We start from the raw sequence: 24,778 nt of genomic DNA, 5'->3' as shown, positions 1-24,778 counted from the left end.
ACTTTAGTGAGCGGTGAAGAGAAAGTACGAATGACCGTCGACATCTATGGCACCCAGTATAAGCTGGTTTCGAGGTCTACGCCTTCATATATAAAAAAAGTCGTTGAGGTTGTTAACGACCAAATGCACCGGATCGCTTCGGGGAGCCCGAGGCTCGATCTCCCGAAAATCGCGGTTCTCGCCGCCGTCAATATGGCGGACGAATGGACACGCATGTCCCAGGAGCTCGAAGGGGCGGCCGATAAGATGCGGCAGCTGGAGATGGCCCAGCGGGAGCTGACGGTGCTGCGGGACAAGCATGCGGCGGCCCAGCAGGAGCTCCTGCAGTCGCAGGACCGCCTTGCGGAGCTGACGGCTGAGCACGAGAATCTGCAGCTCGAGAAGGAGCTGGCTGCAGAGGAGACGGCGGAGCTGCGCACCGAGCTCAGCGGCCTGCAGGAGCGCAGGGCGGCACTGGAGGCTGAACTGGCGGAAGGCCGGGAGCGGCTGACGGGCCAGCTCGAGCTGACCGGCGACCTGGAGCGCCAGCTCTCGAATGCGCTGGAGAAGCTGCGCGAGACGCAGGGCCTGCATGCCCAGGATGCGGCGGAGGCCGAGCGGCTCGGTAAGCGTGTACAGGAGCTCGAAGAGGAAATAAGCGTGCTGGAGCTCCGCGGTGTGGAGTTGGCGGAAGAACGGGACGCATTACATAACCGGATTGAGGGGCTTGAAGCCCGGCTGGCCGAGCGGGCCGAAGCCGAGCAGGCCGTACGGGAGCAGCTGGCGGTACAGGAGGCACGTGCTGCCGGACTGGAGGAGTCGCTGCGGGCCGGCGAGTTGGAACGGGAAGAGCTCACGGGGCGTCTTGCGGCACGGGAGGCCCAGTATGCGGAGCTGAGCGAGCAGCTCGACTCTATGCAGGAGCAGCTGACCGCCCAGCAGCAGGAAGTGGAGCTGCAGGTGGCGCTGTACAACGAGCTGCTTGAGCAGAGCGGTGCACGTGAGGGCGAGCTGCAGCGCCAGCTGCAGGAAGAGCGGGAGCGTCTGCAGCGGGAGGCGTCGGAGGCGGCAGCGGTGCTGCGCGGAGAGATCGACGCGGCGCTTCAGCAGGCTGCGGCGGCCCAGAGCCAGCTCGCCGAGCGGGAGCTTGAGCTTCAGCTGGAGCTCGAAGCGCTCGAGGAGGCGCGCCGGGAGCAGGCGGAAGCGGCGGCGGCCCGGCTGGCAGAGCGCGAAGCGGAGCTGCAGGCCGAGCTTGAGAGCCTGAGGCAGGCCCGGCGCGAGCAGGCCGAGGCGGCAGCGGTGCAGCTGGCCGAGCGCGAGGCGGAGCTGCGCGGCGAGCTGGAGCTGCTTGCGCAGCGCGGACGCGAGCAGGCGGCGGAAGCGGAGGCGAGGCTGGCGGCGCGTGAGGCGGAGCTGCGGGGTGAGCTGGAGCTGCTCGAGCAGCTGAGCCGGGAGCAGGCGGCGGAAGCGGAGGCGAGGCTGGCGGCGCGTGAGGCGGAGCTGCGCGGTGAGCTGGAGGAGCTGGAGCAGCGCGGACGCGAGCAGGCAGCGGAAGCGAGGCTGGCGGCGCGTGAAGCGGAGCTGCGGGGTGAGCTGGAGCTGCTCGAGCAGCTGAGCCGGGAGCAGGCGGCGGAAGCGGAGGCGAGGCTGGCGGCGCGTGAAGCGGAGCTGCGCGGCGAGCTGGAAGCCAGGCTGGCGGCGCGTGAAGCGGAGCTGCTCGAAGCGCTGGCTGCAGTGCAGCAAGCGGGCCGGCAGCGGGCGGCGGAAGCCGATGCCCGGCTGGCGCAGCGTGAAGAAGAGCTGCGCGCGGAGCAGGCGGAGCTGGACCGGCTCTGGCAGCAGCAGCTGGCGGAGCGTGAGGCCCAGCTGCACAGCGAGCTGGAGCAGCTGACCCGGCGTGGAAGCGAGCAGGCAGCGGAAGCGGAGGCGAGGCTGGCCGCCCGTGAAGCGGAGCTGCGAGGCGAGCTGGAGACGCTGCGTCGGACGGTGCAGGAGCAGGCGGAAGCGGCTGCGGCACGGCTGGCCCAGCGCGAGGCGGAGCTGCTGGAAGAGCAGCGCGAGCTCGAGGCGCTGTGGCAGGAGCAGCTGGACGCTCGCGAGTCGGAGCTGCAGCGGGAGCTGGAAGCGCTGCGCGAGGCCGGACGCGAGCAGGCCGAAGCGGCGGATGCCCGCCTGGCGGCACGTGAGGCCGAACTGCAGGAGGCGCTGGCTGCCGTGCAGCAGGCCGGACGCGAGCGTGCGGCCGAAGCCGAGGCGCGGCTCGCGCAGCGTGAGGCGGAACTGCTGGAAGAACAGCGCGAGCTTGAAGCGCTGTGGCAGGAGCAGCTGGATGCGCGCGAGTCAGAGCTGCAGCGGGAGCTGGAAGCGCTGCGCCATACAGGACGCGAGCAGGCCGAAGCGGCCGATGCCCGGCTAGCGGCACGTGAAGCCGAGCTGCGTGGCGAGCTGGAGGCGCTTCAGCGGACGGCGCAGGAACAGGCGGAAACCGCGCAGGCACGGCTCGCGCAGCGTGAGGCGGAGCTGCTGGAAGAACAGCGCGAGCTCGAAGCGCTGTGGCAGGAGCAACTGGACGCGCGCGAGTCGGAGCTGCAGCGGGAGCTGGAAGCGCTGCGCGAGGCCGGACGCGAGCAGGCCAACGCGGCCGATGCCCGGCTGGCGGCACGTGAGGCCGAGCTGCAGGAAGCGCTGGCTGCAGTCCAGCAGGCGGGACGCGAGCGTGCGGCGGAAGCCGAGGCACGGCTCGTGCAGCGTGAGGCGGAGCTGCTGGAAGAGCAGCGCGAGCTCGAGGCGCTGTGGCAGGAGCAGCTGGAGGAAGTGCAGGACAAGCTGACGGAGCGGGAAGCGGAGCTCGAACGGAAGCTCGGCGCGCTGGAGCGGGCCCGCCAGGAACAGGCGGAAATCTCCGAAGCGCGGGTGGCTGAGCTGCAGGGGCAGCTTGAAGCTCTGGAGCTGACCTCGCAGGAGTTTGAAGAGGCTCGTGCGGTCAAGCTGCTTGAACGGGAGGCCGAGCTGCGCAGGGAGAAGGAAGAGCTTGAGCGGCAGTGGCGCGAACAACTGGAGGGAGTAGAGGCCAGGCTGGCGCAGCGCGAAGCGGAGCTGCAGGAGGAGCTCTCCCGCCTGAAGCAGCAGCACGAGGCGCTGGAAGCGGTGCGTCTTGCTGAAGCGGAAGCGGCGGCAGCCCGGCTGGCCGAGCGTGAAACTCAGCTGCTGGGCGAGCAGCAGGGGCTTGAAGAGCTCTGGCAGGAGCAGGCGGCGGAAGCGGAGGCATTGGCTGCCGAACGGGCGGCGGCTCTGCTCGAGCTGGAGGCTCAGCGCGAGGCGGACCGGACCGCCCGGGAAGCGCTGGAGCTGCAGCTGCAGCAGCAGGAAGAACGCAGCCGGCAGCTTGAAGAGGAGCTCGCACGCCTCGGCGCCCGTCACCGGGAGCAGGAGGAAGAGCTGCAGCTGCAGCAGGAGCTGTACCAGGAGCTGGAAGCCGAGCTGGAGACGCAGCGGAGCCGGCGTTCGGAAGAGAACGCTGCGGCCGAGGAGCGGTATGCGGCGGAGCTGGCCCAGGCCAGAGAGGCGGCGCAAGCGGAAGCCGCCCGGGCTGCAGAGCTGCAGCTTGAGGTAGAGGTGCAAAGCGGCTATGCCGAGGAGCTGAGCGCCCTTCAGGCCAAGATGCAGTCGGAGGGGGCACGGCAGCGGGAGCAGCTGGAAGCTCTGGAGCGCATCGCAGCGGGCCAGGCGGAAGAGCAGGAGCTGCTGCGCAGCCGGGCGGCCGAGCTCGAAGCCGAGCTGGAGCGCCGGGCCGAAGCCGAGCGTGCAGCCCTGGAGCAGCTGGCGGCCAGACAGGCGCGCGAAGCCGAGCTGCAGCAGGAGCTCGAAGCCCGTGAGCAGCGCAGCCGGCAGCTGGAGGACCAGCTCTCGCAGCAGCAGGCTTATAACCTGCAGCTGCAGGAGGGCAGCGCCCAATGGCAGCGGCGCAGCGAAGCGCAGGCTGCCCAGGTCGACGAGCTGCGGGGCAAGGTGCACGAGCAGCAGGAGGAGATCGAGGTCCAGCAGGAGCTCTATGACGAGCTGCAGGAGCTGCATGACCGGCTCGCCGAGGAGCTGAGCACCAAGGAGGCACAGGCCCGGCAGGAAGCGGAGGCTCTGGCCGCACGCGAGGCGGAGCTGGAGCAGCTGCGACAGGCCCAAGAGGCTTCGGAGCAGCTCGGCCGGGCGCTTCAGGAGCAGTGCGCGGCCCTGGAGCTTCAGCAGGGCAGCATCCTTCAGGAGCGCGGCCGGCTCGAGGAGCGTATCGGCATGCAGGAAGCGCGCATGGCCGAGCTGGAAGCCGAGGCGGCTGCCGTCGGCTCGCTTCGGGAAGAACTGGAGCTCCAAGTCGAGCTGTACAACGAGCTGCAGGAGCAGCTGGACGCCCAGGTGCAGCAGTACAAGACGCTGCAGGCGGAATATGAGATGCAGCAGGAGAAGGCGGAGCAGGTCTTCCATGAACTGAAGCTGCTCCAGATCGAATATGAGAAGCTGCAGACGGAGTATAACGAGTGGATTGAGCTCGTAGAGAAGGATTAGCAATGCCGGCACCTTTGGCCTTATGGAACGGGCTGGATTGGGCGCTGCTCGTGATTGCGGCCGCCGGGGCGGCGCTGGGCTTCTCCCGGGGCATCGTGGGACAGCTCGTCTCGGTGACGGGCTTTGTCCTCGGCTGCCTCGCGGCCTTCACCTTCTACGACGAAACCGCCCCGTTCATACGCAGTGTGCTGGCTCTGGCCGGCATGCAGGCATGGCAGAGCTCATCCGGCCTTCTGGCGCCGGGGAGCAGGCTGGAGACGTATGTCTGTAACGCACTGGCTTTCGGCCTGCTGCTCTTCGGGGTAAAGCTCGCCTGCAGCATCGCCGGACGGATGCTGGGCTGGCTTGCGGCGGTACCGGGCTTGAAGCAGCTCAACCAGCTCAGCGGTGCGCTGCTGGGCCTGGCGGAGGCGGGCCTGCTGCTCATCCTGGCCCTGCACGTCATGACCGTGACGCCGGCCGAGCCGGTCCAGCGGCTGCTGAAGTCGTCGGTGACGGCTCCCTATATTTTCGAACAGATGCCTGCGCTGACGGGCCGGCTCAGGGAGCTATGGGAGCGAAGCCGGGAGGAAGAACCCCGGACGGCGGCTGTCCGGCAAAGCGGGTAACCCAGAAGGACCTTTCGGATTTCGCGAAAGGTCCTTCTGCATTAGCTGACGATTCCAAGCCCGGCTTCCCTTCCAGGTAGGGGAAGCGCCTACCCGTACGGCCGGAGGCTTCCAACTGTTATAGTGTTATATGTACAGGAACCCATGCCGGCGTGCATGCTAAGAAAACCCAAATCACCGGTGGAGGTGCCCCCATGCATATTGAATTGACACGAAAAAGCGCGGTAGCTCTGACCGGGCAGATCGTCCAGTCCTTCCGGGACCGCATCGATTCCGGGCTGCTGAGGCCGGGGGAGAGGCTGCCTTCCGTAAGGAACCTGTCCGCCTTCCTGAAGATCAGTCAAGTGACGGTGAGCAAGGCTTACGGTGAACTGGAAGAGAAGGGATACATCGCGTGCACGCAGGGCAGGGGCTGCTTCGTAATGGTACCGCCCGAGGAAGCGCCGGCTGCCCGGCCGAATCCCGAAGACTGGCAGCTGGCTCTGCCGGATTATCTGCCGAGAGCCCAGCTGTGGAGGCATTACAACGAGGGGGAGGGCATGTACCGTTTCAATACGGCGGCCATTCAGCCGGCGCTGCTGCCCTCGGTGGAGATTGGGAGGAACATCCAGCGGCTGATCGCGGAAGACCCTTCCCTGATCGGTACGTACGGCCCTTTCCAGGGGGATGGCGGGCTGCTTCGGGCACTGGGACGCTACCTGGCGGAGCGGGGCATCGCTGCGGGTCCGGAGGAGCTGCTCGTGACCAGCGGCTCGCAGCAGGGGATTGACCTGGCCGCCCGCACCTTCGTGGGGCCGGGGGATACGGTGTATATGGAGGCGCCCACCTATACGGGAGCGATCGATGTCTTTGCGAGCCGCGGAGCGAAGATCATGACGGTGCCGGTGGATGCCGAAGGCATGCGGACGGACCTGCTGACACGGCTCTGCGACACCCATCCGCCGAAGGTGATCTACACGATACCGACCTTCCATAATCCTACGGGGGTCACGATGAGCATGCGGCGCCGGCAGGAGCTGCTTGAGATTGCCCGGAGCTACGGGTGCCTGATCATCGAGGACGATCCGTTCAGCGACCTCTATTTCGGCGAGGCTCCGCCCCGTTCGCTGAAGTCCATGGACCGGGAAGGGCACGTCATCTACCTCAAAAGCTTCAGCAAAGTGCTCTCCCCGGGCTGCCGGGTGGCCTGCGCGGCGGCTTCGGGCGGGCTGATCGCAAGACTGACCGCCGCGAAGGCCACGGCAGATCTCGGTTCGCCGCTCCTGCCGCAGAAAGCGGTCGAGCCGCTGCTGGCCCGGCGGCGCTATGAAACGTATATGAGCGGTCTCCGGGAGGCTATGGCGGCCCGGTGCCGGCTGGTGACCGGACTGCTCAAGGCCCATGCGCCGTCCTCCGTATCCTGGAGCGAACCGGCAGGCGGCTTGAACCTGTGGCTGACGCTCCCTGCCTGGGCGGACAGCGGTACGATCTACCGGGAGGCGCTCAAAAAGAACATTGTACTCCTTCCTGGCACGGCCTGTTATGCTGCAGAGCCCCAGAGGAACCACCTGCGGCTCTCCTTCACCCAGATGGGGGAAGAGGAGCTCCGAGAGGGAACGCTGCGGCTCTGCCGCGTGCTCCAGGATAGTCTGGCACAGGAGAAGGCGGGCCGGCCCTCCAAGCCTGTCCTTTGACCCCCGCCGGCCGGAGTTCGTCTATACAGCCAGTCTGCAGCCAGGAGCCAAAAAACACCTCCGCCTACCGGACCTCTGCAGTCCGTGTAGTCGGAGGTGTTCGTCGTTGAGCGGTACGGCTTCACGCCCGCTCGATGCGGTAGCGGGTGGCCCGCTCGCCGTGTGACCCGCCGGCCAGCACGAGCCGTGAGGAGAAGCGGCTGCCGTCCGGTGCGGCCAGGGCCACAATCTCGTGAGCGACCTGGAAGGGGTCCCGGCCTGTGGCATGCATCTCGGTCTTGATGGTGCCGGGATCGTAGAGGTTGGCGATAATCCGGGAGCCGCTCTCTTCTTCTGCGGTCGTGCGGGTCAGCGACTCCAGCCCGGCCTTGGAAGCGGCATAGGCCGCAAAGCCGCCGGCCCCGTTGGCCGCAAGCGACGAGGTGATGCTGACGATCCGGCCGCCCCCCTGCCGGCGCATCACCGGGATCACCTCACGGGTCATCAGGAACGCGCCCGTCAGGTTCACCGCAATCTGCTCGTTCCACTCGGCCAGTGTGGTGTCGGCGACACGGCCCGCTTCGAACACGGCGGCGTTGTTGATCAGAGCGTCGATCCGGCCGAACGTCTCCAGAGCAGCCGCGACGATTCGCCGCACGTCCTCCTCCCGGCTGATATCGGCCCGCAGGGCAAGGGCGCTGCCGCCCGCTTCGCGGATTTCCGCAGCGGCCGCTTCGACTTTGCCTGCACGCCGGCCGCAGAGCACGACGTTTGCGCCTTCCGCAGCAAGACCGAGGGCAGCGGCCCGGCCGAGACCCGAGCCGGCTCCCGTGACGATGACCGTCCAGCCGTCCCATTTTCGTTCATTCCCCATGATTCCTACCGCCTTTTACGTCTATTTGTCATGTTCCTATCGTATCAGAACAGGGCGGGACCGTGAAATCACGATTTTTGATGGAAGGCATAAGAAAAGATTAGGAAAGGCGGCCGGACTGTCTAACGACGCTGAAGATCAGCGGAATATATGATTTGCGCAGTCAAGAGCATAGGGCTTATTCGACGATCAATTTGGCCGTCATCATCGCATGGCCGGGACCGCACGGCTGGGAGCAGATGATGTCGTAGCTGCCTGGTTTGTCGGGTTTGATGGTCGCTGTTTTCTTCTGGTTGCTGAGCTCGACTTTCAGCCCGTTGATCGTGACGGCGTGCAGCCCTTCTTTGTTCTGCAGCGAGAAGGTGACTTCTTCGCCGGCCTTCACCTTATATTCCGTTTTGTCGAATTTATAATTCGTGGCTACCAATTGAACCTGCTGGCCTGAGCCGGATGCGGCTGCGGGAGCCGCTTCCGGAGTGGCGGCCGGCTTAGCGCCGCAGGCGGAGAATACGAGCAGCATGCCTGCGGCCGCTGCCATCGTCATTATTTTTTTCATCGGAAAGTACACCCCTTTGTATGGACTGATGTGGAAATAAACGGTATATGCCGTACCTCCTCACCATACTCTTTTTCGGGGGCTGTGGCTGTGTCGGACCGGTGACACTCTGCTGAATATTGTTTGACAAGGGGCGGCGAAGAACCGCCGGACGGAAGAGTTCGCGTGCCCAGATAGGCGCGTACCCGAACATGCCCCTCCCCTCACATACAAAAAAACCAGCCGCTGCAGTTTCGGCGGCTGATTCTTTGGGCTGCCCGCTCCTTAATGCTGCGAGCCGCTGTGCTCGAACGGAGTCTTCACCGGGATGAACAGGTCGATAATCCCGATGACGAGGGCTGCCAGGATGGCACCGATGATGCTTGTCGACATGCCGCCTACGATGAACTGGGCGCCCCAGATAATGAGCGCACTCGTAATGAAGCCGACGATCCCGCGGCCGAACGGCGTGATTTTGCGTCCGAAGATGCCTTCGATCACCCAGGCGGCAACAGCGATTACCAGTGCGAGGAAGAAGGCACTCCAGAATCCGCCGACGGAGAAGCCGGGGACAATCCAGCTTACGACCAGCAGCATGAAGGCGGAAACGATAAATCTGACGAGATGACCCAGCAAATGCATCGTTCTACTCCTCCTTGGCTTCCTTGCGGCGTATTTGTCAACCTTGGCAAAGGGTGCACAGATGTATGATTCCCCGATCTGATCCGGGGTAACATGGCAAACCTTGGGGAATCCATTAGCTTTACTTCCGCGGGTTGGATATAATAAATGGAGGGATTTCCTTCAGGCGTTGACTGCGTATGAACGTCTCCAAACAGTGGAAAGGCAGGACCATACACAACCAATGAACACGAACTCATCATATAGTCAAAAAATACTGGCCACGCTTGATTTCCACGCCGTGCTTCAGCGGTGCGCGGCGCATGCCAATACCTCGCTCGGCAAGAGCCGGGTGGAAGAGCTGGAGCCAAGCGGCGCCTTCGAGGAAGTGAAGCGCCGCCTGCAGGCGACCGACGAAGCGGTCAATGTGGACCGGCTCAAGGGCGGCGCCCCGTTCGGAGGCATCCGCGACATCCGGCCTGCGCTGCACCGCGCCCGCATCGGCGGGATGCTGAACCCTGCGGAGCTGCTTGATATCTCGCTGACGAGCCAGGGAGGACGCCGTCTGCAGCGGTTCCTCGAGAGCGTGCACGAAGACTATCCGGTGCCTCTGCTCGTCGAGACGACGGAGCCGATGACCGATCATAAGGCGCTGGAGGACCGCATCCGCCTATGTATCGACGAGAACGCGCATGTGGTCGATTCGGCCAGCCCGGAGCTGGCGCGCATCCGTTCGGAGCTGCGCGGCAGCGAATCCAAGGCGCGCGAGCGGCTGGAGCAGATGGTGCGGACCCCGTCGATCCAGAAGATGCTGCAGGATAATCTCGTGACCATCCGCAATGACCGGTACGTGATTCCGGTCAAGCAGGAATACCGGAGCCACTTCGGCGGCATGATTCACGACCAGTCGGCCTCGGGGGCGACGCTGTTCATCGAGCCGGAAGCGGTCGTGCAGATGAACAACCGCGTGCGTGAGCTGAAGCTGCGGGAAGAAGCTGAGGTCGAAAAGATCCTCCGGATGCTCTCTGCCCTGGTGGCTGAAGCGGCCGACCCCCTCGTGGTGAACGTGGAGATCTTGGGCGAGCTCGATTTTATCTTCGCCAAGGCGGGGCTGGCCCGCGAGATGAAGGCCACGCTTCCGCTTCTGAACGACCGCGGCTTCATTAAGCTGAAGCGCGGCCGACATCCGCTGATCGCGTCTGAGAACGTTGTGCCGCTGGATGTGGAGCTTGGAGGCAAGTATTCTTCGATCATCGTGACCGGTCCGAATACAGGAGGCAAGACGGTATCCCTGAAGACGATCGGCCTGCTCTCGCTGATGGCGATGTCAGGGATGTTCGTTCCGGCGGAAGAAGGCAGCCAGCTCTGCGTCTTCGACGCGATCTATGCGGATATCGGAGACGAGCAAAGCATCGAACAGAACCTCAGTACGTTCTCGAGCCACATGACGAACATCATCCGCATTCTCCGGGAGATGACTCCGAAGAGTCTGGTGCTGCTTGACGAGCTCGGGGCCGGAACCGATCCGGCCGAAGGCTCGGCGCTCGCCATCTCCATCCTCGACTACATGCACCGCATGGGCTGCCGCATCGTGGCCACGACACACTATACGGAGCTGAAGGCCTACGCCTACGATCGCCAGGGAGTCATCAACGCGAGCATGGAGTTCGACGTGCAGACGCTGCGGCCGACCTACCGTCTGCTCGTGGGCGTGCCCGGACGAAGCAATGCGTTTGCGATCGCCGAGCGTCTCGGTCTGTCGCGGTCGATCATCGAGAACGCCCGCGGCCAGGTGGGCGAAGAAGAGCAGCGCGTGGAGTCGATGATCGCGACACTTGAGCAGAACACGATCCAGGCGGAGGCCGAGCGGGTGACGGCCCAGGAGCTCCGCCGCGAGGTCGAGGCGCTTCGGGAGAAGCTGAACGCCGAGCGGCGCAAATTCGAAGAGCAGCGCGATAAGCTGCTCGAGAAGGCCGAACGCGAAGGCCGGGAAGCGGTGGCCAAGGCGCGCCGGGAAGCCGAGGAAGTGATCACCGAGCTGCGGAGGCTGCAGCGGGAGGAAGCGGGCGGCGTCAAGGACCACAAGCTCAGCGAGCTGAAGAAGAAGCTCAATGATGCCGCACCGGAGCTGCGCTCGAAGCAGGTATCCCAGCTGCCGAAGAAGAAGCCGGACACGATCGGGCCCGGTGACGAGGTGCTCGTCACGAATCTCGGCCAGCGCGGCCATGTGGTGGAGGTCGTCAACGCCCAGGAGGTCAGCGTGCAGCTCGGCATCCTGAAGATGAAGGTGAACAAGGCCGATCTCGAGCTCGTCAAGCATGCGCCTCAGAAGAAGGCGGAGCCGCCTAAGGCGACGTCCTCGCTGAAGCGTACCCGGGATGAGAACGCCAAGATGGAGCTCGATCTGCGCGGGGCGAATGTGGAGGAGGCGATGATCGAGGTGGACCGGTTCCTTGACGAGTCGTACCTCGCCAACTTCGGCCAGGTCTATATCATCCACGGCAAAGGGACCGGTGTCCTGCGCGCCGGCATCCAGGAATATCTGCGCAAGCATAAGCATGTAAAGAGCTACCGCATGGGCAACTATAACGAGGGCGGCGCCGGTGTTACGGTGGCGGAACTGAAGTAAGGCCTTTCGGCTATCGTTCGAAGGCCGCTGCTGAAGACAAAGCGTCCTTCTGGGGTTCGCCACCTTTTTTGAAACGATGACCTGTCCCTGCTCGTATAGAACCACAGATCACCCGTTATTGTTTCTTGGACCCGCAAAAGTGATTAATACAAGTAAAACTTGCAAATCAGGGAGGGCTTAGGAATATGGGAATTTTCAAGAGGTTTCGCGATCTGACGATGGCTGCGATCAATGATATGCTCGACAAGGCGGAAGACCCGGTTAAGATGCTGAACCAGTTCCTGCGGGATATGGAAGCGGATATTCAGGAAGCGGAAATTGCGGTTGCGAAGCAGATTGCGATTGAGAAGAAGTTCAAGGCCCAGTATGAAGAAGCCGAGGAAATGGTGCAGAAGCGCGAGCAGCAGGCGGTCAAGGCGCTGGAGTCGGGCAACGAAGACCTGGCACGCCGTGCGCTGCAGGATAAGAAGGAGCATCAGACCCGCTTCGACGAGATGAAGAAGCAGTACGAAACGGCCAAGGGGAACGCCGACCGCCTCCGTGCCCAGCTTGGTGAGATGAAAGATGAGTTCGGCAAGATGAAGAACAAGAAGGACCTGCTCATCGCCCGGGCGGAAGCGGCCAAGGCGCAGAAGCAGATTAATCAGGCGATGTCGGGCTTTGGCACCGATAACGCGGCGAAGGGCTTCGACCGCATGAGCGAGAAGGTGCTGCAGCTGGAGGCTGAGGCCGAAGCAAGCAATGAGCTGCGCTCGAAGGACCGTTCTCTCGATGACGAGCTCAGCGCGCTCGGCAAGGATGACGGGGTGGAGGACGAATTAGCCGCCCTCAAGGCGAAGATCGCATCCAAGAACCAGCCGTAAGCGCGGCAGGGGCCAAAGACCGGAGACTGGAGGAGTCCGTTCCTTCAGTCTCTTCGGCTGTTCGGGCAGAAAGATCAAACGTGGGGCGAAAGGGCGGGTGATACCATCCATGAGCGAACGAATGGATTGGATGATGGGTAATCCTTATGTCGAGACGCTGGCTTATTTCTCGGTGGCTGTCTTGGCGCTGATCGTGTTCCTGGCGGTATTCGAGCTGGTTACGAAGTACAAGGACTGGGACGAAATCAAGAACGGGAACGTGGCGGTGGCGATGGCGACCGGCGGCAAGATCTTCGGGATCTGCAACCTGTTCCGTTTTGCGATCCTGAACAATGACTCGATCCTGGCTTCACTGGTGTGGGCCGGCTATGGATTCGTGCTGCTGCTCGCGGCTTATTTTATCTTCGAATTCCTGACGCCCTACTTTAAGATCGACGAGCAGATCAAGAATGACAACCGGGCCGTGGGCCTGATCTCGATGATAATATCCGTGTCGCTGTCTTATGTCATCGGAGCCTGCGTGACCTAATGGATCGGCCTGCTGGGCAGGCAAGGAGGGTAGTTTGGCGGGTGAAGTATTTATGGGGTTCATTGTTAGCGCTTGCGCTTGTTTTTTTCGGCGTAGGCGTATACTATTTTATTAATCATGCCTGAAGTCAGTCATGATGCGTCCGCGGCTGTGGGAGCCGTCCAAGGAGGAATGACGATTGTCGCAAAGTAATGACGTGATCTGCCCGTGGTGCCAGACGGAGATCGTCTGGGATCCGGAAATCGGACCGGAGGAATCCTGTCCGCACTGCTTCAATGAGCTTGGGGAGTACCGAAGCATCAACCTCCAGGTCAAAGGAACCGGCCAGCATATCATGTTCGATGATGAAGAAGATGAAGATTTCGGACTCTTGGACGAAGAGGCGGAAACCATGGATGATTATGAGGAAGGCGTACAGAGTGTGCTCGACACGCAGGAGATCGCCCCCGAATGCTCATCGTGCCGCAGCTTCATGCTCAAGGTAGGCACGCAGCCGGCGCCGGCGGGGTTCCGACCGTTTATCCACGAAGTGCTGGCGAAGCCGCTGGTCGCTTCGTCGTTCACGATGGACCTGTATACTTGTCCTTCGTGCTTCAAGCTCGAGCAGCATCTCTCCGAAGCGGACCGGCTGGCGATGATCGAGCAGCTGAAGGGCAGCGCGAAAGCATAGATGAAGAAGGAACCGGAGCGCATCTGCGTCTGCCGGTTTCTTTTTTTATGGCCATTTTGGCGGAAAGGCTCATGGAATTTGCGGGATAGGGAAGCTTAACTAGACACAGGCACCACATTCCAATTCATAGGTGAGAGCATGCATTCCGGTTCGAAACATTTTCCCCATGAATGGGTACGCAGTCCCTCTACTCCCGCCGTGATGAAATATCCGGCCTGGCAGGGCGTCGCCCGTACGGAGAAGGGCGGCCCCGCAGGGGGAGGAGCCCCGAATCGCAAGGGGCGCGGCGCGCCGCTGGAAGGGCAGGCGAAGCTCCTTCTGACGGTGAACGGGCTGTTCGCCGCCGCCAACGCGCTGTCGGGGACGTTCGTCAACGTCTACTTGTGGAAATCCAAGGGGGACTTCTCCCTCATCGGCTGGTTCACCCTGGTGACTCATCTGACCATGGCCCTCACGTTCTGGATCGCCGGCAAGTGGGTCAAAGAGCATAACAAAATGAACTGCCTGCGGGCCGGCGTGGCGGTGGCCGCGCTGTTCTATTCGCTAGTCCTCTGGTTCGGTGAACGGGCGGCCGATTGGTTCGTGCCGCTGGGCATGGTCATCGGCATGTCGTCCGGCCTCTTCTGGATCGCCTTCAACGTCGTCTATTTCGAGGTGACAGGCCCGGACACCCGGGACAAATTCAACGGCTGGGCGGGACTGATCGGCTCCTTCATCGGGATGGTTGCGCCCTGGATCTCGGGCTTCCTGATCGTCCGCCTGCAGGCGGCGCAGGGCTACCGGCTGATCTTCACCCTATCCCTGGCCGTGTTCCTGGTGGGCGTCATCGTGTCGTTCTTCCTCAAGAAGCGCAAATCCTCAGGAACGTATGAATGGTTCTTGACCTGGCGCTGTCTGCGGAGCGATGCGGCCTGGAGGACGATAGGCCTGGCGCTGATGGCCCAGGGGGCACGCGAAGGCGTCTTCGGCTTCATGATCGCCCTGCTCGTTTTCGTCCATACGGGAAGCGAGATGAGCCTCGGAAACTTCTCGCTGGTGACGTCGGCCGTCTCGCTGCTCAGCTTCCTTGCCGCGGGACGGCTGCTCAAGCCGGGCTCCCGCCGCACGGCGATGCTGATCGGGGCGGTGATGCTCGTGCTGATCATTCTGCCCTTCTTCTGGCGGGTGAACTTCACCACCCTCCTCATCTTCGGAATCGGGGCGGCGATCTTCTACCCGCTCTACGGGATTCCGATGACGTCCATCGTGTTCGACCGGATCGGCAGCGACGAGGAGAGCGCGAAGCGGAGGGAGGAGTATATTGTGCTGCGGGAGCTGGCCCTGAACGGAGGACGGCTGCTCGGCACCGCCGTCTTCATTCTCGTCGTGAGCCTGACCCAGTCACCGGCCGCCCTCAATTGGCTGCTGTTCGCCCTCGGCAGCACCCCCCTGCTGGCTTGGTACTGGATAGGTCAAGCGAGCAAGGCCGGTAAAACAAAGAAGGCTGCGTAGGCCTTGCTGTGGATGGAGACGGACCGTCACCCCGTCAGGGAGGGCGGTCCGTTTTGGGCTGCCCATCCGCAAGGACTCAGCTTGACAATCCCGGGCGGAATACTACAATGAGGGGGGAAGCATCATCAGGGGTTGGACTGCCCGGCAGGCGGGCTTAGGTATAGAGGAGGCGCTAAGAGGCCATGGGGACGAAGAGCAGGAGAATGGTGAACAGCATTACGGAGCTGATCGGGGATACGCCGGCGGTGCGCATCTCGCGGCTGCTCGGCAGTGAGGCTGCGGAGCTGTATGTGAAGCTGGAGTATTTCAATCCGAGCGGCAGTGTCAAGGACCGGGCGGCGTACAATCTGATCGCCCAGGCGGAGAAAGACGGACGGCTGCTGCCCGGCGCGACGATCATCGAGCCGACCAGCGGGAATACCGGCATAGGCCTCGCCATGAACGCGGCGGCCAAGGGGTACAAGGCCATCCTCGTCATGCCGGATAACATGACGAAGGAGAGGATTAACCTGCTCAAGGCTTACGGCGCACAAGTGGTGCTGACGCCGGCGGCCGAGCGGATGCCGGGGGCGATCCGCCGCGCCAAGGAGCTGCAGGCGGAGATCCCGAACGCCTTCATCCCGCAGCAGTTCGAGAATCCGGCGAACCCGGATATTCACCGGGTGACAACGGCACTCGAGATCATAGAGCAGATGGAAGGACGGCTCGATGCCTTTGTCGCCTCCTCCGGGACGGGCGGCACCATCACGGGGACCGGTGAAGTGCTGCGGGAGAAGCTGCCGGGCACCCTGATCTATGTGGTGGAGCCGAAGGGCTCGCCCGTTCTCTCGGGCGGGCAGCCCGGCCCCCACAAGCTGGTTGGCACAAGCCCCGGCTTCGTTCCGCCGATCTTGAACACGGACGTCTACGACGAGATCGTTCAGGTATCGGACGAAGATGCGCTGCATACGACGAGGGAGCTGGCGCGGCAGGAGGGCATCCTCGTGGGACCCTCAGCCGGTGCGGCCGTGTGGACGGGAATGCAGGTGGCACGGAAGCTCGGCCCGGGGAAGCGTGTGCTGTGCATTGCGCCGGACACAGGGGAACGTTATCTCAGCATGGATATCTTTTGATCGGAGAGTCTGCCCTTGGGCAGGCTTCTTTATTTAGCGGGAACTAAGGCAAGCCGCACGGAATAGACATAGGAAAGCGGCTGTCGGTTCGGGTGATGAACGGCTTATAGGGTGAAGGGCTTCCGGGGTTGAACACAAGGGGGATGAATCATCGGGCAAGGCTTGCATATTTATTCATTATTGCGTATAATAATAAATATCAAACTATGAACGAACCGTTAAGAGAGGAAGGGACTTGTAGATGAAGATCGCACTGCATAACGAACGGCCGGAAGAAGCGCAGCTGCGCCGGCTGATGGATGACCTGGCTGTCGAAGCGGGGGATCAGCCGCTCCTGCAGGAGTCTGAAGCGGGCCGCGGCGGCCGTGTGATTGCCGCCTACGACAGCGGCAGGCTGATTGGGATCGGCCGTCTCGTGGACAGCAGCGCCGGCGCAGAGGCCGGCGGCTTCGAATGCACGCTGCTTCCGAGCTACACCGGGCGGGAGATCGAGTCGAGCATGCGCAAGCTTCTCTCCGCCCGCCGCATCTGCCGCTGACCCCTTGCCCCATAGAGACTCGAATAGCAGCAGCCGCCTGAAACCCGAGGGTTTCAGGGGCTGCTTTTTTGCGTGACTGGGAAGCCGGCTCGGGATCTGAACCCGGGCCTGCGGGGGATTCCCGGGATGGGGCGGGCAGGGTTATTTTTGCTTTGCCAAAGGTGCGGCGTAGGTGTAATATGGAGGAATAATCTTTTGCCGGACCCCTGGGCCCGGCACCAACCTGAAAGCCGTAGGAGGATCCCAAGCCATGGAGCAGTTCAAGATGAAGATCATCGAGTTGTTGAAAGAAGATGCGCGCCGCAGCCCGGCGCTGATCGCGACCATGCTCGCCGCGCCTGAGGCGGAAGTGGCGGAAGCGATTCGCGAGCTGGAGGAAGAGCATATCATCGTCAAGTATGCGACGGTTGTCAATTGGGCCAAAGTCGACGATGAGAAGGTCACGGCGCTGATCGAAGTGCAGATTACACCTGAGCGCGGCCGCGGCTTCGACGCGATAGCGGAGCGCATTTACTTATATCCCGAAGTGAAATCCGTTTATCTGATGTCCGGCGCGTACGATCTGCTCGTCGAGATCGAAGGCAAGACGCTCAAGGAAGTGGCCTCCTTCGTCTCCAACAAGCTGTCGCCGATCGACCGCGTGCTGTCGACCAAGACGCATTTTATTCTTAAAAAATACAAACAGGACGGCATCACCTTCGAAGATCACGAAGATGACCGCCGGCTGTTAATCTCGCCGTAAAGGACGATGGAACGATGATTGAGCAGAAACAGCAAACGGGGGAACCCCAGAACAAATCGATGAGCGGGTATCTTGCCCCGCTTGTGCGTAATATTCCGCCATCAGGCATCCGGAAGTTCTTTGACCTTGCCAACGGCCGGAAGGATATCATTTCGCTTGGCGTAGGCGAGCCGGATTTCAGCACGCCATGGCACGTCAGGGAAGCCTGCGTGTATTCTCTGGAGCGCGGCAACACCAAGTACACGCCGAATTCCGGTCTGCCGGAGCTGCGAGAAGCCATCGCCGAATATTTGTACGAATCGTTCCAGACTCCGTACGAGCCTTCCGACGAAGTGCTGGTGACGGTGGGCGGCAGCGAAGCGATCGACCTGGCTCTTCGCGCTCTGGTCACGCCAGGGGACGAGATTCTCATTCCGGAGCCGTGCTACGTATCTTACAACCCGATTACCGCCATCAGCGGAGGCGTGCCGGTAGGAATTGAAACCTTCGCGAAGGACCAGTTCAAGCTCACAGCCGATTCCCTGAAGAAGGCGATCACGCCGCGGTCGAAGATCTTGATCCTGAGCTATCCGAGCAATCCGACCGGGGGCATTATGACCTACGAGGATTGGCTGCCGATCGCCAAGATCGTCGAAGAGCACGACCTCATCGTGATATCCGACGAAATCTACGCCGAACTGACCTATGATCAGAAGCATGTGTCGTTCGCCGCCATTCCGGGCATGCGCGACCGCACCATTCTGGTCAGCGGCTTCTCCAAGTCCTTTGCGATGACTGGCTGGCGGATGGGCTATGCGTGCGGCCACCGGGATATCATCTCCGCCATGACCAAGATTCACCAATATACGATTATGTGCGCTCCTTCCATGGGGCAGGTCGCCGCACTGGAGGCGCTGAAGAACGGGATGGACGAGAAGGACCGGATGGTCGAATCCTACAACCAGCGGCGCCGTCTTGTTGTCCAGAAATTCCGTGAGATCGGGCTGCAGTGCCATGAGCCGCAGGGGGCATTCTACGCTTTCCCGTCGATCGAATCTACGGGGCTGACGTCGGCGGAATTTGCGGAGCGCTGCCTGTTTGAGGCCAAGGTCGCAGTCGTGCCCGGGCATGTCTTCGGCATCGGCGGAGAAGGGTTTGTGCGCTGTTCCTATGCTTATTCGGTGTCGCAGCTCCTTGAAGCGATCGATAGAATAGGAAAATTTATGAAAAATCTCTAATTTCGACAAAAAAAGTCATTTTCAAATTCCCCAATAACTGGTATCTTAGAAGTATGGATATTCTCTATATTAATCATTTATGGAACTATCCGTCTAAGGACTAAGATACTAGAATGTTGGGAGGGATAAGGAATGGCATTTCCGGAATACCAGCTTCGGCAGAACTTCAATCTCGGATGGATTCGCGAGAGTGAAGAGAAGTCCAAGTGGATCTTTGGCAAACGCAAACGGGTTTCTGCGACTTCGACTCTGGAAGATGATATCTACCGGCTGAGGCAGGAGATGGAGCAGCTTGTTCAAAGCGGAAACAGCCTTACATCCTCCCGCGTAGTCGAGATCAGCATGGAGCTGGATATTAAGATTAACGAATATATGCAGGGATTTCGGAGAAGCCGGTCATGACCGGCTTCTTTTTTGCTGTTTGGCGGTCATGGAAAGCTTTGAAAGCCGCGGCCCCTTTATGATAAGATAGCATGATAGAAGAACGAGGTTCCGATGGATGTGAAGGGAGCAGGAAGTTCATGAGAAGGAAGTGGCTGCTTACGCTGCTGCTGGTGATCATTCTGGCCGGATGCGGCGGAGGGCCGAAGGCGGATGTGACGATCTTCATGATGTCATCGAAGGGGATTCCAAGCGAAGCTGCGGAGAAACTGCAGGGATCGCTTCAAACGAAGCTGGGAACAGCGCCGACCGTTCAGGTCCTGGCGACACCGGTCTTCAGTATGGAGAAGATGATCGTGGAGATTGCAGCGGGAGATCACGGGATTCACGTGCTGCCGGGCGACCAGCTTGAGGCGCTGAAGAATCAGCAGGCCTTCATCCCCCTGGATGATGTGGCGAAGCCGGAGGATTTTCCGAACGGCGTGTTCGAACTGGAAGAGAACGGCAAGAAGGAGAAGCACCTGTACGTTATTCCGATGGAAGAGTCGGCCTGGTTCAAGGAGCTGAACCTGAACGGCATGGATCTGTATGCCTTCATCCCGGTGAATGCGCCGGACAAGGAGAAGGCGAAGCAGGTGATGAAGCAGATTGCCGTGAAGTAAATGTAAAATTGAAATGAAGATGCGGCTGCCGGATTCCGGCGGCCGTCCGCAGTCCGGGTGCCTGGGGGCCTAGCCATAAGAGGCCGCTCAGGTTAAAAGGGAAGCCGGTGTGAATCCGGCACGGTCCCGCCACTGTCATCGGGGAAAGCTCCACTGCAGCCACTGCGCGCCGGAAGGCGTACGGGAAGGCGGAGCGCCGCCGGTCCGTTATTTTTCGGCCGGCCCCGTCAGTCAGGAAACCTGCCCGGACCTTGGTGTTGTCGCCCTTTCGAGGAAAAAGGGCAGACCTTCTCCTGCCTTGACGGCACCCTGCGTCCCTGTGGACAGCCGGGGGGGCTCTCGGCGGGATGATAAGGACTGCCCTCTGCTCGGAAGCGATTCCGCGGCAGAGGGCTTTTTTGGCGTTGGCTTGCCGGGGAGAATCCCGGAAGAAGATGAGAATAGGGAGTGGGCGGATGAAAGCGTGGAGAAGAAAATGGATGGGAACGGTGCTGAGCCTGGCACTGGCGGGAACCCTGGCCGCCTGCGGCAAATCGGCAGCGCCCGTACCGGGCCAGGGAGAGCTGACGGAACCTCCTAAGGCGCAGAGCGGTACAGGCACGAGCGAGGGCACAGCTGCAAAGCGGACAGTCTATCCGCTGAAGGTGAAGGACGCGACGGGGAAAGAGTTTACGTTCGAGAAGGCGCCGGAGCGCGTGGCTTCGACCTCACCCAGCGAAACGGAGATTCTGTTCGCGCTGGGACTCGGGGACCAGGTGGTCGGCGTATCGGACTTCTGCGACTATCCGGCGGAAGCGAAGTCGAAACCGAAGCTCGGCAGCATCATGAAGCCGAACGAAGAAGCGCTGATCGGCTCGGGAGCGGATGTGGTGATGACCGGCGTATCCATGAAGAGCGATACGGTGAACAAGCTGCGCGAGCTGAAAGTGAATCTTTTTAAGGTGGAGCCAAAGACCATCGACGATGTGATGAAGAACATCCTGACGATGGGGGAGATCTTCGACCGTCAGGAGCAGGCGCAGCAGGTTGTTGAGAAGATGAAGCGGGAGCGGGAGCAGGTGGTTCAGGCCGTGAAGGATCTGAAGCCGGAGGAGAAGCGCCGGGTGCTCATCGAATTCTCGCCGGGCTGGACCGTAGGCTCGGGCGAGTTCCTGGACGAGCTCATCACGCTCTCGGGGGGGATTAACGTGGCCGCCGGGGAGAAGGGCTACATGAAGATCAACGAGGAGAAGGTCATCGCGGATAATCCGCAGGTGATTCTGTATCCGGCGAATCTTATAGATGACAAGTCCGGCAAGAAGCTCGATGAGATCATCCGCGGCCGCAGCGGCTGGGAGAAGATAGATGCCGTGAAGAATAACAAGCTGGCAGGAGTCGATAAGGATACGACGTCCCGTCCGGGTCCGCGCATTACCGAGGGGCTGCTTGAGATCGCCAAGGGCATTTACCCGGAACGGGTGAAATAAAATGAAGCGGAGGCTCGCGCTGTGGATGGGAGGGGCACTGCTCTTCCTCCTGCTGTCGGCGACCGCAGCGATGTCGATCGGCACGGTTCATGTGCCTTTTCGCCATGTATGGGGCATTCTGCTGCACGGGCTGACGGGGGGCGGGGCAGAGGGCGCCTCCACTCCGTGGACGACGGCGCATGAGCAGATCATCTGGAAGGTGCGGCTGCCCCGGATGGTGCTCGGCTGCCTGGTGGGAGCGGCGCTCGCGCTTGCTGGGGCCGGGTTCCAGGGCGTACTGCGCAACCCGCTGGCGGATCCCTATACGCTGGGCGTCTCCTCGGGCGCCTCGGTGGGGGCGGCATTCCTGATCTTGTTCGGCCTGCAGTATGCGCTGTTGGGGGAGTGGACGATTCCGGCAGTGGCGTTTGTAACGGGGAGTCTGACGCTCTATGCGGTGCTGGCGCTTGCCAGGACCGGGGGCAGGCTGCGGATGGAAACGGTGCTGCTCGCCGGCGTGGTGATGCAGTCGTTCCTCGGCGCTGCCGTATCGCTCATGGTGTCGATGTCCGATCAGGTGATCAACGAGATCGTGTTCTGGATGATGGGCAGCCTGACGCTGCGGGGATGGTCCTACTCGGTGATCCTGCTGCCTTATCTCATCGTGGGGGCGGCGGTGCTGCTGGCTTACGGCAGTGCGCTGAATCTGTTTGCCCTCGGCGAGCGGCCGGCCGCCCATCTCGGCGTCGAGGTGGAACGGGCGAAGCTCGTGGTGCTGGCGTCCTCCACCCTGCTTACGGCGGGGGCGGTCTCCGTCTCCGGGGTGGTGGCGTTCGTGGGTCTGCTTGTGCCGCATCTGCTTCGTCTGCTGATTGGACCGGATTATCGGCTGCTGCTTCCCCTCTCCCTTGTCGGAGGGGCCGTCTACGTGCTGTGGGCCGATACGCTGGCCCGTACTCTGCTCTCGCCGACGGAGATTCCGCTCGGCGTCGTTACGGCGTTCATGGGGGCGCCCTTCTTCGCTTATCTGCTCTACCGGCGCAAGCAGGCAGTGAGGGAGTAGCGGACGGTGCAGCAGCTGAGGTCAGGGCAGAGATTTGAGTCGGCAATACAGTTCAATGAATGTATGGTCCCGGTGAAGATCGTTAATGAAGTGAAACAAAGTTCAAGTACACGTTGAAGGGGGGACGGCCATGACCGGGATGATGATCAAGGAGCTGGGCAAATCGTTCGGGGCACGAACCGTACTCCAGGGGATCGACCTGGAGGTCCGCGCGGGGGAATGGCTCGGCATCCTGGGCCCGAACGGCAGCGGCAAGTCGACGCTGCTGCATATGCTCTCGGGCGTCGAGACGCCGGACCGGGGGGGCATCGAGCTCGAAGGGCGGCCGCTGGCGGGCTATTCCCGCAGGGAGCTGGCCCGGCTGCTGGCCGTCCTTCCGCAGGATGCGCTTCCTCCCCTGGGCTTCACGGTCAGGGAGATCGTGGAGATGGGACGCTATCCTTACCAGAACTGGCTCGGGGATGAGAAGGAAGACCGGTCCGCTCTGGTGGAGCGGATTCTCTCCTGGCTGAAGCTCGAGGAGCTGCAGGAGCGTACGGTCGATGCGCTCAGCGGCGGAGAACGGCAGCGGGTGGCGCTCGGACGGGCCCTGGCCCAGGAGCCGAAGCTGCTGCTGCTCGACGAGCCGACGACCTTCCTGGATATCGGTTATCAGCTGGAGATGCTCGAGCGGATCGACCGTTGGAAGGAAGAGTGCGGCATGACTGTCGTCTCCGTACTGCACGACCTCAATCTTGCTTCCATGTTCTGCGACCGGCTCTTGCTGCTTCACGAGGGCCGGATTCGGGGGATCGGTACACCGGAGGAAGTGCTGCAGCCGGAGGGGCTCGAACAGGTCTACGGTACGAGACCTTACGTGCTGCCGCATCCGGACGGCGGGGTGCCGCAAATACTGCTTGGAAGGGAAGGATGGCGCAGATGAGTAGAGGAGAACTGGAGAATGTGCTGGCGGCGATTCGGCCGCTGGATGAAGGAGCGATGGCCGGCGCCGCCCAGCGGCTGGACGAGCTGACGAAGCCTCCGGGCAGCCTGGGACGGCTGGAGGCTGTCGCGCAGCAGCTGGCGGGTATCCGAGGAGAGGCCCTGCCGGAGCTCGGACGTAAGGCGGTCGTGGTCATGGCGGCCGACCACGGCGTCTGTGAGGAAGGGGTCAGCGCCTTCCCGGCCGAGGTTACGCCGCAGATGGTGCTGAACTTCCTCGGAGGCGGAGCGGCTGTGAACGTGCTGGCGCGCCAGACCGGCGCCGAAGTCGTCTGCGTCGACATCGGCGTGAATGCGGAGCTGTCCCATCCGCTGCTCCGCTCGCACAAGGTGCGGTGGGGGACGGCCAACATGGCCCAGGGCCCTGCGATGACGCGGGAGGAAGCCGTCGAGGCGGTGCGCATTGGCATGGGGATCGCCTTCGGACTGGCGGATGAAGGCTTCGGCCTGCTGGCGACCGGCGAGATGGGCATCGGCAACACGACGGCGAGCAGCGCGCTGCTCAGCGTGCTGACCGGCGAAGAGCCGGCGGCGGTCACAGGCCGGGGCACGGGCATCGACAGTGCCCGTCTACAGCATAAACAGGAGGTTATCCGCCGGGCGATCGCCGTGAACCGGCCGGATCCGGCCGATCCGCTCGATGTGCTCGCAAAGGTCGGCGGCCTGGAGATCGCCGGGCTTGCAGGTGTCATTCTCGGCGCCGCATCCCGGCGCATGCCGGTTGTGATCGACGGCTTCATCTCTTCGGCGGCTGCACTGATCGCCGCCCGGCTGGCACCGCTGAGCCGGGGCTATATGATCGCCTCGCACCTCTCGGAGGAGCTGGGCCATGCCCGGCTGCTGCAGGAGCTCGGCCTGAAGCCGATGCTCCAGCTGGATATGCGGCTTGGCGAAGGCACCGGCGCGGTGCTGGCGTTCCCGCTGGTGGAGGCTTCCCTGAAGCTCATGCGCGAGATGGCGACCTTCGGGTCGGCCGGCGTGTCGCAGGCGGCCGGGGAGACGCCGGCCGGGGCATGAGCGGGGCGGGGGAAGCGGTACGCCCGCTGCGGGTGCTCGTCACCGGAGGCGCGCGCAGCGGCAAGAGCGGCTTCGCGGAGCGCCATGCGGCACGGCTGGGCGCGAGGGGGCTCTACATCGCTACGTCGCAGGCGTACGATGACGAGATGCGCGAGCGCATTGCGCTGCACCGGCGGAGCCGGGAGGAGCAGTCCTTCCCGTGGACGACGGTGGAGGAGCCTTACGGGCTCAGTGGTGTGCTGCAGGAGGCGCGCGAGCCGGTTGTGCTGGTCGACTGCCTGACTCTGTGGCTGTCGAACTGGCTGCTGCGCTTGGAGCAGGAGCCGGACGCGCAGCGCCTCCTCGAGGAGAAGATCGAGGAGCTGGCGCGGGAGTTCGAGCGGGCCGGGCGGCCCGTGATTCTCGTCACCAATGAGGTGGGGTACGGCCTCGTGCCGGAATATAAGCTTGGCCGGGTCTTCCGCGACCTCTCGGGGCGGATGAACCAGCGGCTGGCCCAGGCGGCGGACCAGGTATTCCTCGTGACCTCGGGGATTCCGCTGGAGCTCAAGGCGCTGGCTTACCCCGAGTGATTGGCGGAGAGGCCGGGCAGCCGGCTGCTTAGGGATCCGG

At 62.5% G+C, this 24,778-nt stretch carries 22 protein-coding genes and 1 riboswitch; of the genes, 19 read left to right on the top strand and 3 right to left on the bottom strand.

Annotated features, from left to right (window positions below; genetic code table 11):
• Positions 1-6: 6 nt before the first annotated feature.
• The 3 genes from ACP26L_RS30575 (at position 7) to ACP26L_RS30565 (ending at position 6,817) form a co-directional block, all read left to right on the top strand.
• On the top strand, positions 7-4,536 hold the full coding sequence (locus ACP26L_RS30575; protein ID WP_426449230.1) for a hypothetical protein: 4,530 nt from the start codon (positions 7-9) through the stop codon (positions 4,534-4,536).
• Between the two features lie 2 nt (positions 4,537-4,538).
• Positions 4,539-5,144, top strand: a complete 606-nt coding sequence (locus tag ACP26L_RS30570; protein WP_426449228.1) for a CvpA family protein — start codon at positions 4,539-4,541, stop codon at positions 5,142-5,144.
• Positions 5,145-5,338: 194 nt separating this feature from the next.
• A complete protein-coding gene (locus tag ACP26L_RS30565; protein ID WP_426449226.1) occupies positions 5,339-6,817 on the top strand; it encodes a PLP-dependent aminotransferase family protein in 1,479 nt (492 codons plus the stop codon).
• Positions 6,818-6,938: 121 nt separating this feature from the next.
• Here the strand turns inward: ACP26L_RS30565 and ACP26L_RS30560 are convergent, their stop codons facing one another.
• From ACP26L_RS30560 to ACP26L_RS30550, 3 genes are all read right to left on the bottom strand, one after another.
• Positions 6,939-7,670, bottom strand: a complete 732-nt coding sequence (locus ACP26L_RS30560; RefSeq protein WP_426449224.1) for an SDR family NAD(P)-dependent oxidoreductase — start codon at positions 7,668-7,670, stop codon at positions 6,939-6,941.
• 178 nt (positions 7,671-7,848) lie between these two features.
• The gene (locus tag ACP26L_RS30555; protein ID WP_426449222.1) at positions 7,849-8,226 is read right to left on the bottom strand and encodes a cupredoxin domain-containing protein; all 378 of its coding nucleotides are present in this window, start codon (positions 8,224-8,226) and stop codon (positions 7,849-7,851) included.
• A 264-nt stretch (positions 8,227-8,490) separates the two neighbouring features.
• Complete coding sequence (locus ACP26L_RS30550) at positions 8,491-8,847, bottom strand: phage holin family protein (RefSeq protein WP_426449220.1); 357 nt, start codon at positions 8,845-8,847, stop codon at positions 8,491-8,493.
• 223 nt (positions 8,848-9,070) lie between these two features.
• Here ACP26L_RS30550 and ACP26L_RS30545 point away from each other — a divergent pair, with 223 nt between their 5' ends.
• From ACP26L_RS30545 to cobU, 16 genes are all read left to right on the top strand, one after another.
• Positions 9,071-11,455: an endonuclease MutS2 gene (locus tag ACP26L_RS30545; protein ID WP_426449218.1), complete on the top strand. Its 2,385-nt coding sequence runs from the start codon at positions 9,071-9,073 to the stop codon at positions 11,453-11,455.
• Between the two features lie 185 nt (positions 11,456-11,640).
• The gene (locus tag ACP26L_RS30540; protein WP_426449216.1) at positions 11,641-12,318 is read left to right on the top strand and encodes a PspA/IM30 family protein; all 678 of its coding nucleotides are present in this window, start codon (positions 11,641-11,643) and stop codon (positions 12,316-12,318) included.
• Positions 12,319-12,427: 109 nt separating this feature from the next.
• Positions 12,428-12,847, top strand: a complete 420-nt coding sequence (locus ACP26L_RS30535) for a DUF350 domain-containing protein (protein WP_426449214.1) — start codon at positions 12,428-12,430, stop codon at positions 12,845-12,847.
• Between the two features lie 178 nt (positions 12,848-13,025).
• The gene (locus ACP26L_RS30530) at positions 13,026-13,517 is read left to right on the top strand and encodes a hypothetical protein (RefSeq protein ID WP_426449212.1); all 492 of its coding nucleotides are present in this window, start codon (positions 13,026-13,028) and stop codon (positions 13,515-13,517) included.
• 201 nt (positions 13,518-13,718) lie between these two features.
• Entirely contained in the window at positions 13,719-15,008 is a 1,290-nt protein-coding gene (locus ACP26L_RS30525; RefSeq protein ID WP_426455160.1) for an MFS transporter, read from the top strand.
• A gap of 182 nt (positions 15,009-15,190) precedes the next feature.
• Positions 15,191-16,120, top strand: a complete 930-nt coding sequence (gene cysK, locus ACP26L_RS30520; RefSeq protein WP_426449210.1) for a cysteine synthase A — start codon at positions 15,191-15,193, stop codon at positions 16,118-16,120.
• Between the two features lie 241 nt (positions 16,121-16,361).
• Positions 16,362-16,658: a hypothetical protein gene (locus tag ACP26L_RS30515; RefSeq protein ID WP_426449208.1), complete on the top strand. Its 297-nt coding sequence runs from the start codon at positions 16,362-16,364 to the stop codon at positions 16,656-16,658.
• A 250-nt stretch (positions 16,659-16,908) separates the two neighbouring features.
• Positions 16,909-17,400 (top strand): Lrp/AsnC family transcriptional regulator, encoded by a 492-nt coding sequence (locus ACP26L_RS30510; protein ID WP_426449207.1) that lies wholly within the window; start codon positions 16,909-16,911, stop codon positions 17,398-17,400.
• Between the two features lie 14 nt (positions 17,401-17,414).
• Positions 17,415-18,617, top strand: a complete 1,203-nt coding sequence (locus ACP26L_RS30505; protein WP_426449205.1) for an aminotransferase class I/II-fold pyridoxal phosphate-dependent enzyme — start codon at positions 17,415-17,417, stop codon at positions 18,615-18,617.
• A 132-nt stretch (positions 18,618-18,749) separates the two neighbouring features.
• Positions 18,750-19,019 (top strand): aspartyl-phosphate phosphatase Spo0E family protein, encoded by a 270-nt coding sequence (locus tag ACP26L_RS30500; RefSeq protein ID WP_426449203.1) that lies wholly within the window; start codon positions 18,750-18,752, stop codon positions 19,017-19,019.
• Between the two features lie 119 nt (positions 19,020-19,138).
• Positions 19,139-19,660 carry a hypothetical protein gene (locus ACP26L_RS30495; protein WP_426449201.1) on the top strand — a complete coding sequence of 174 codons (522 nt, stop codon included), beginning with the start codon at positions 19,139-19,141 and terminating at the stop codon, positions 19,658-19,660.
• Between the two features lie 38 nt (positions 19,661-19,698).
• A riboswitch (cobalamin riboswitch) is annotated at positions 19,699-19,922 on the top strand.
• A 193-nt stretch (positions 19,923-20,115) separates the two neighbouring features.
• Positions 20,116-21,126: an ABC transporter substrate-binding protein gene (locus ACP26L_RS30490; protein ID WP_426449199.1), complete on the top strand. Its 1,011-nt coding sequence runs from the start codon at positions 20,116-20,118 to the stop codon at positions 21,124-21,126.
• A gap of 1 nt (position 21,127) precedes the next feature.
• Entirely contained in the window at positions 21,128-22,168 is a 1,041-nt protein-coding gene (locus ACP26L_RS30485; protein WP_426449197.1) for a FecCD family ABC transporter permease, read from the top strand.
• Between the two features lie 130 nt (positions 22,169-22,298).
• Positions 22,299-23,090, top strand: a complete 792-nt coding sequence (locus tag ACP26L_RS30480) for an ABC transporter ATP-binding protein (protein WP_426449195.1) — start codon at positions 22,299-22,301, stop codon at positions 23,088-23,090.
• Positions 23,087-24,166 (top strand): nicotinate-nucleotide--dimethylbenzimidazole phosphoribosyltransferase, encoded by a 1,080-nt coding sequence (cobT, locus tag ACP26L_RS30475; protein WP_426449193.1) that lies wholly within the window; start codon positions 23,087-23,089, stop codon positions 24,164-24,166. Before ACP26L_RS30480 ends, cobT begins: the two co-directional genes overlap by 4 nt.
• On the top strand, positions 24,163-24,738 hold the full coding sequence (gene cobU / locus ACP26L_RS30470) for a bifunctional adenosylcobinamide kinase/adenosylcobinamide-phosphate guanylyltransferase (protein WP_426449191.1): 576 nt from the start codon (positions 24,163-24,165) through the stop codon (positions 24,736-24,738). The genes cobT and cobU overlap by 4 nt, the downstream gene beginning before the upstream one ends.
• Positions 24,739-24,778: the final 40 nt, after the last annotated feature.

It is taken from the genome of Paenibacillus sp. S-38, from assembly GCF_049942825.1.
Classification (GTDB): domain Bacteria; phylum Bacillota; class Bacilli; order Paenibacillales; family NBRC-103111; genus Paenibacillus_G.
Note: the sequence above shows the minus strand (reverse complement) of the source record. Positions and strands in the feature narration are given on the sequence as shown.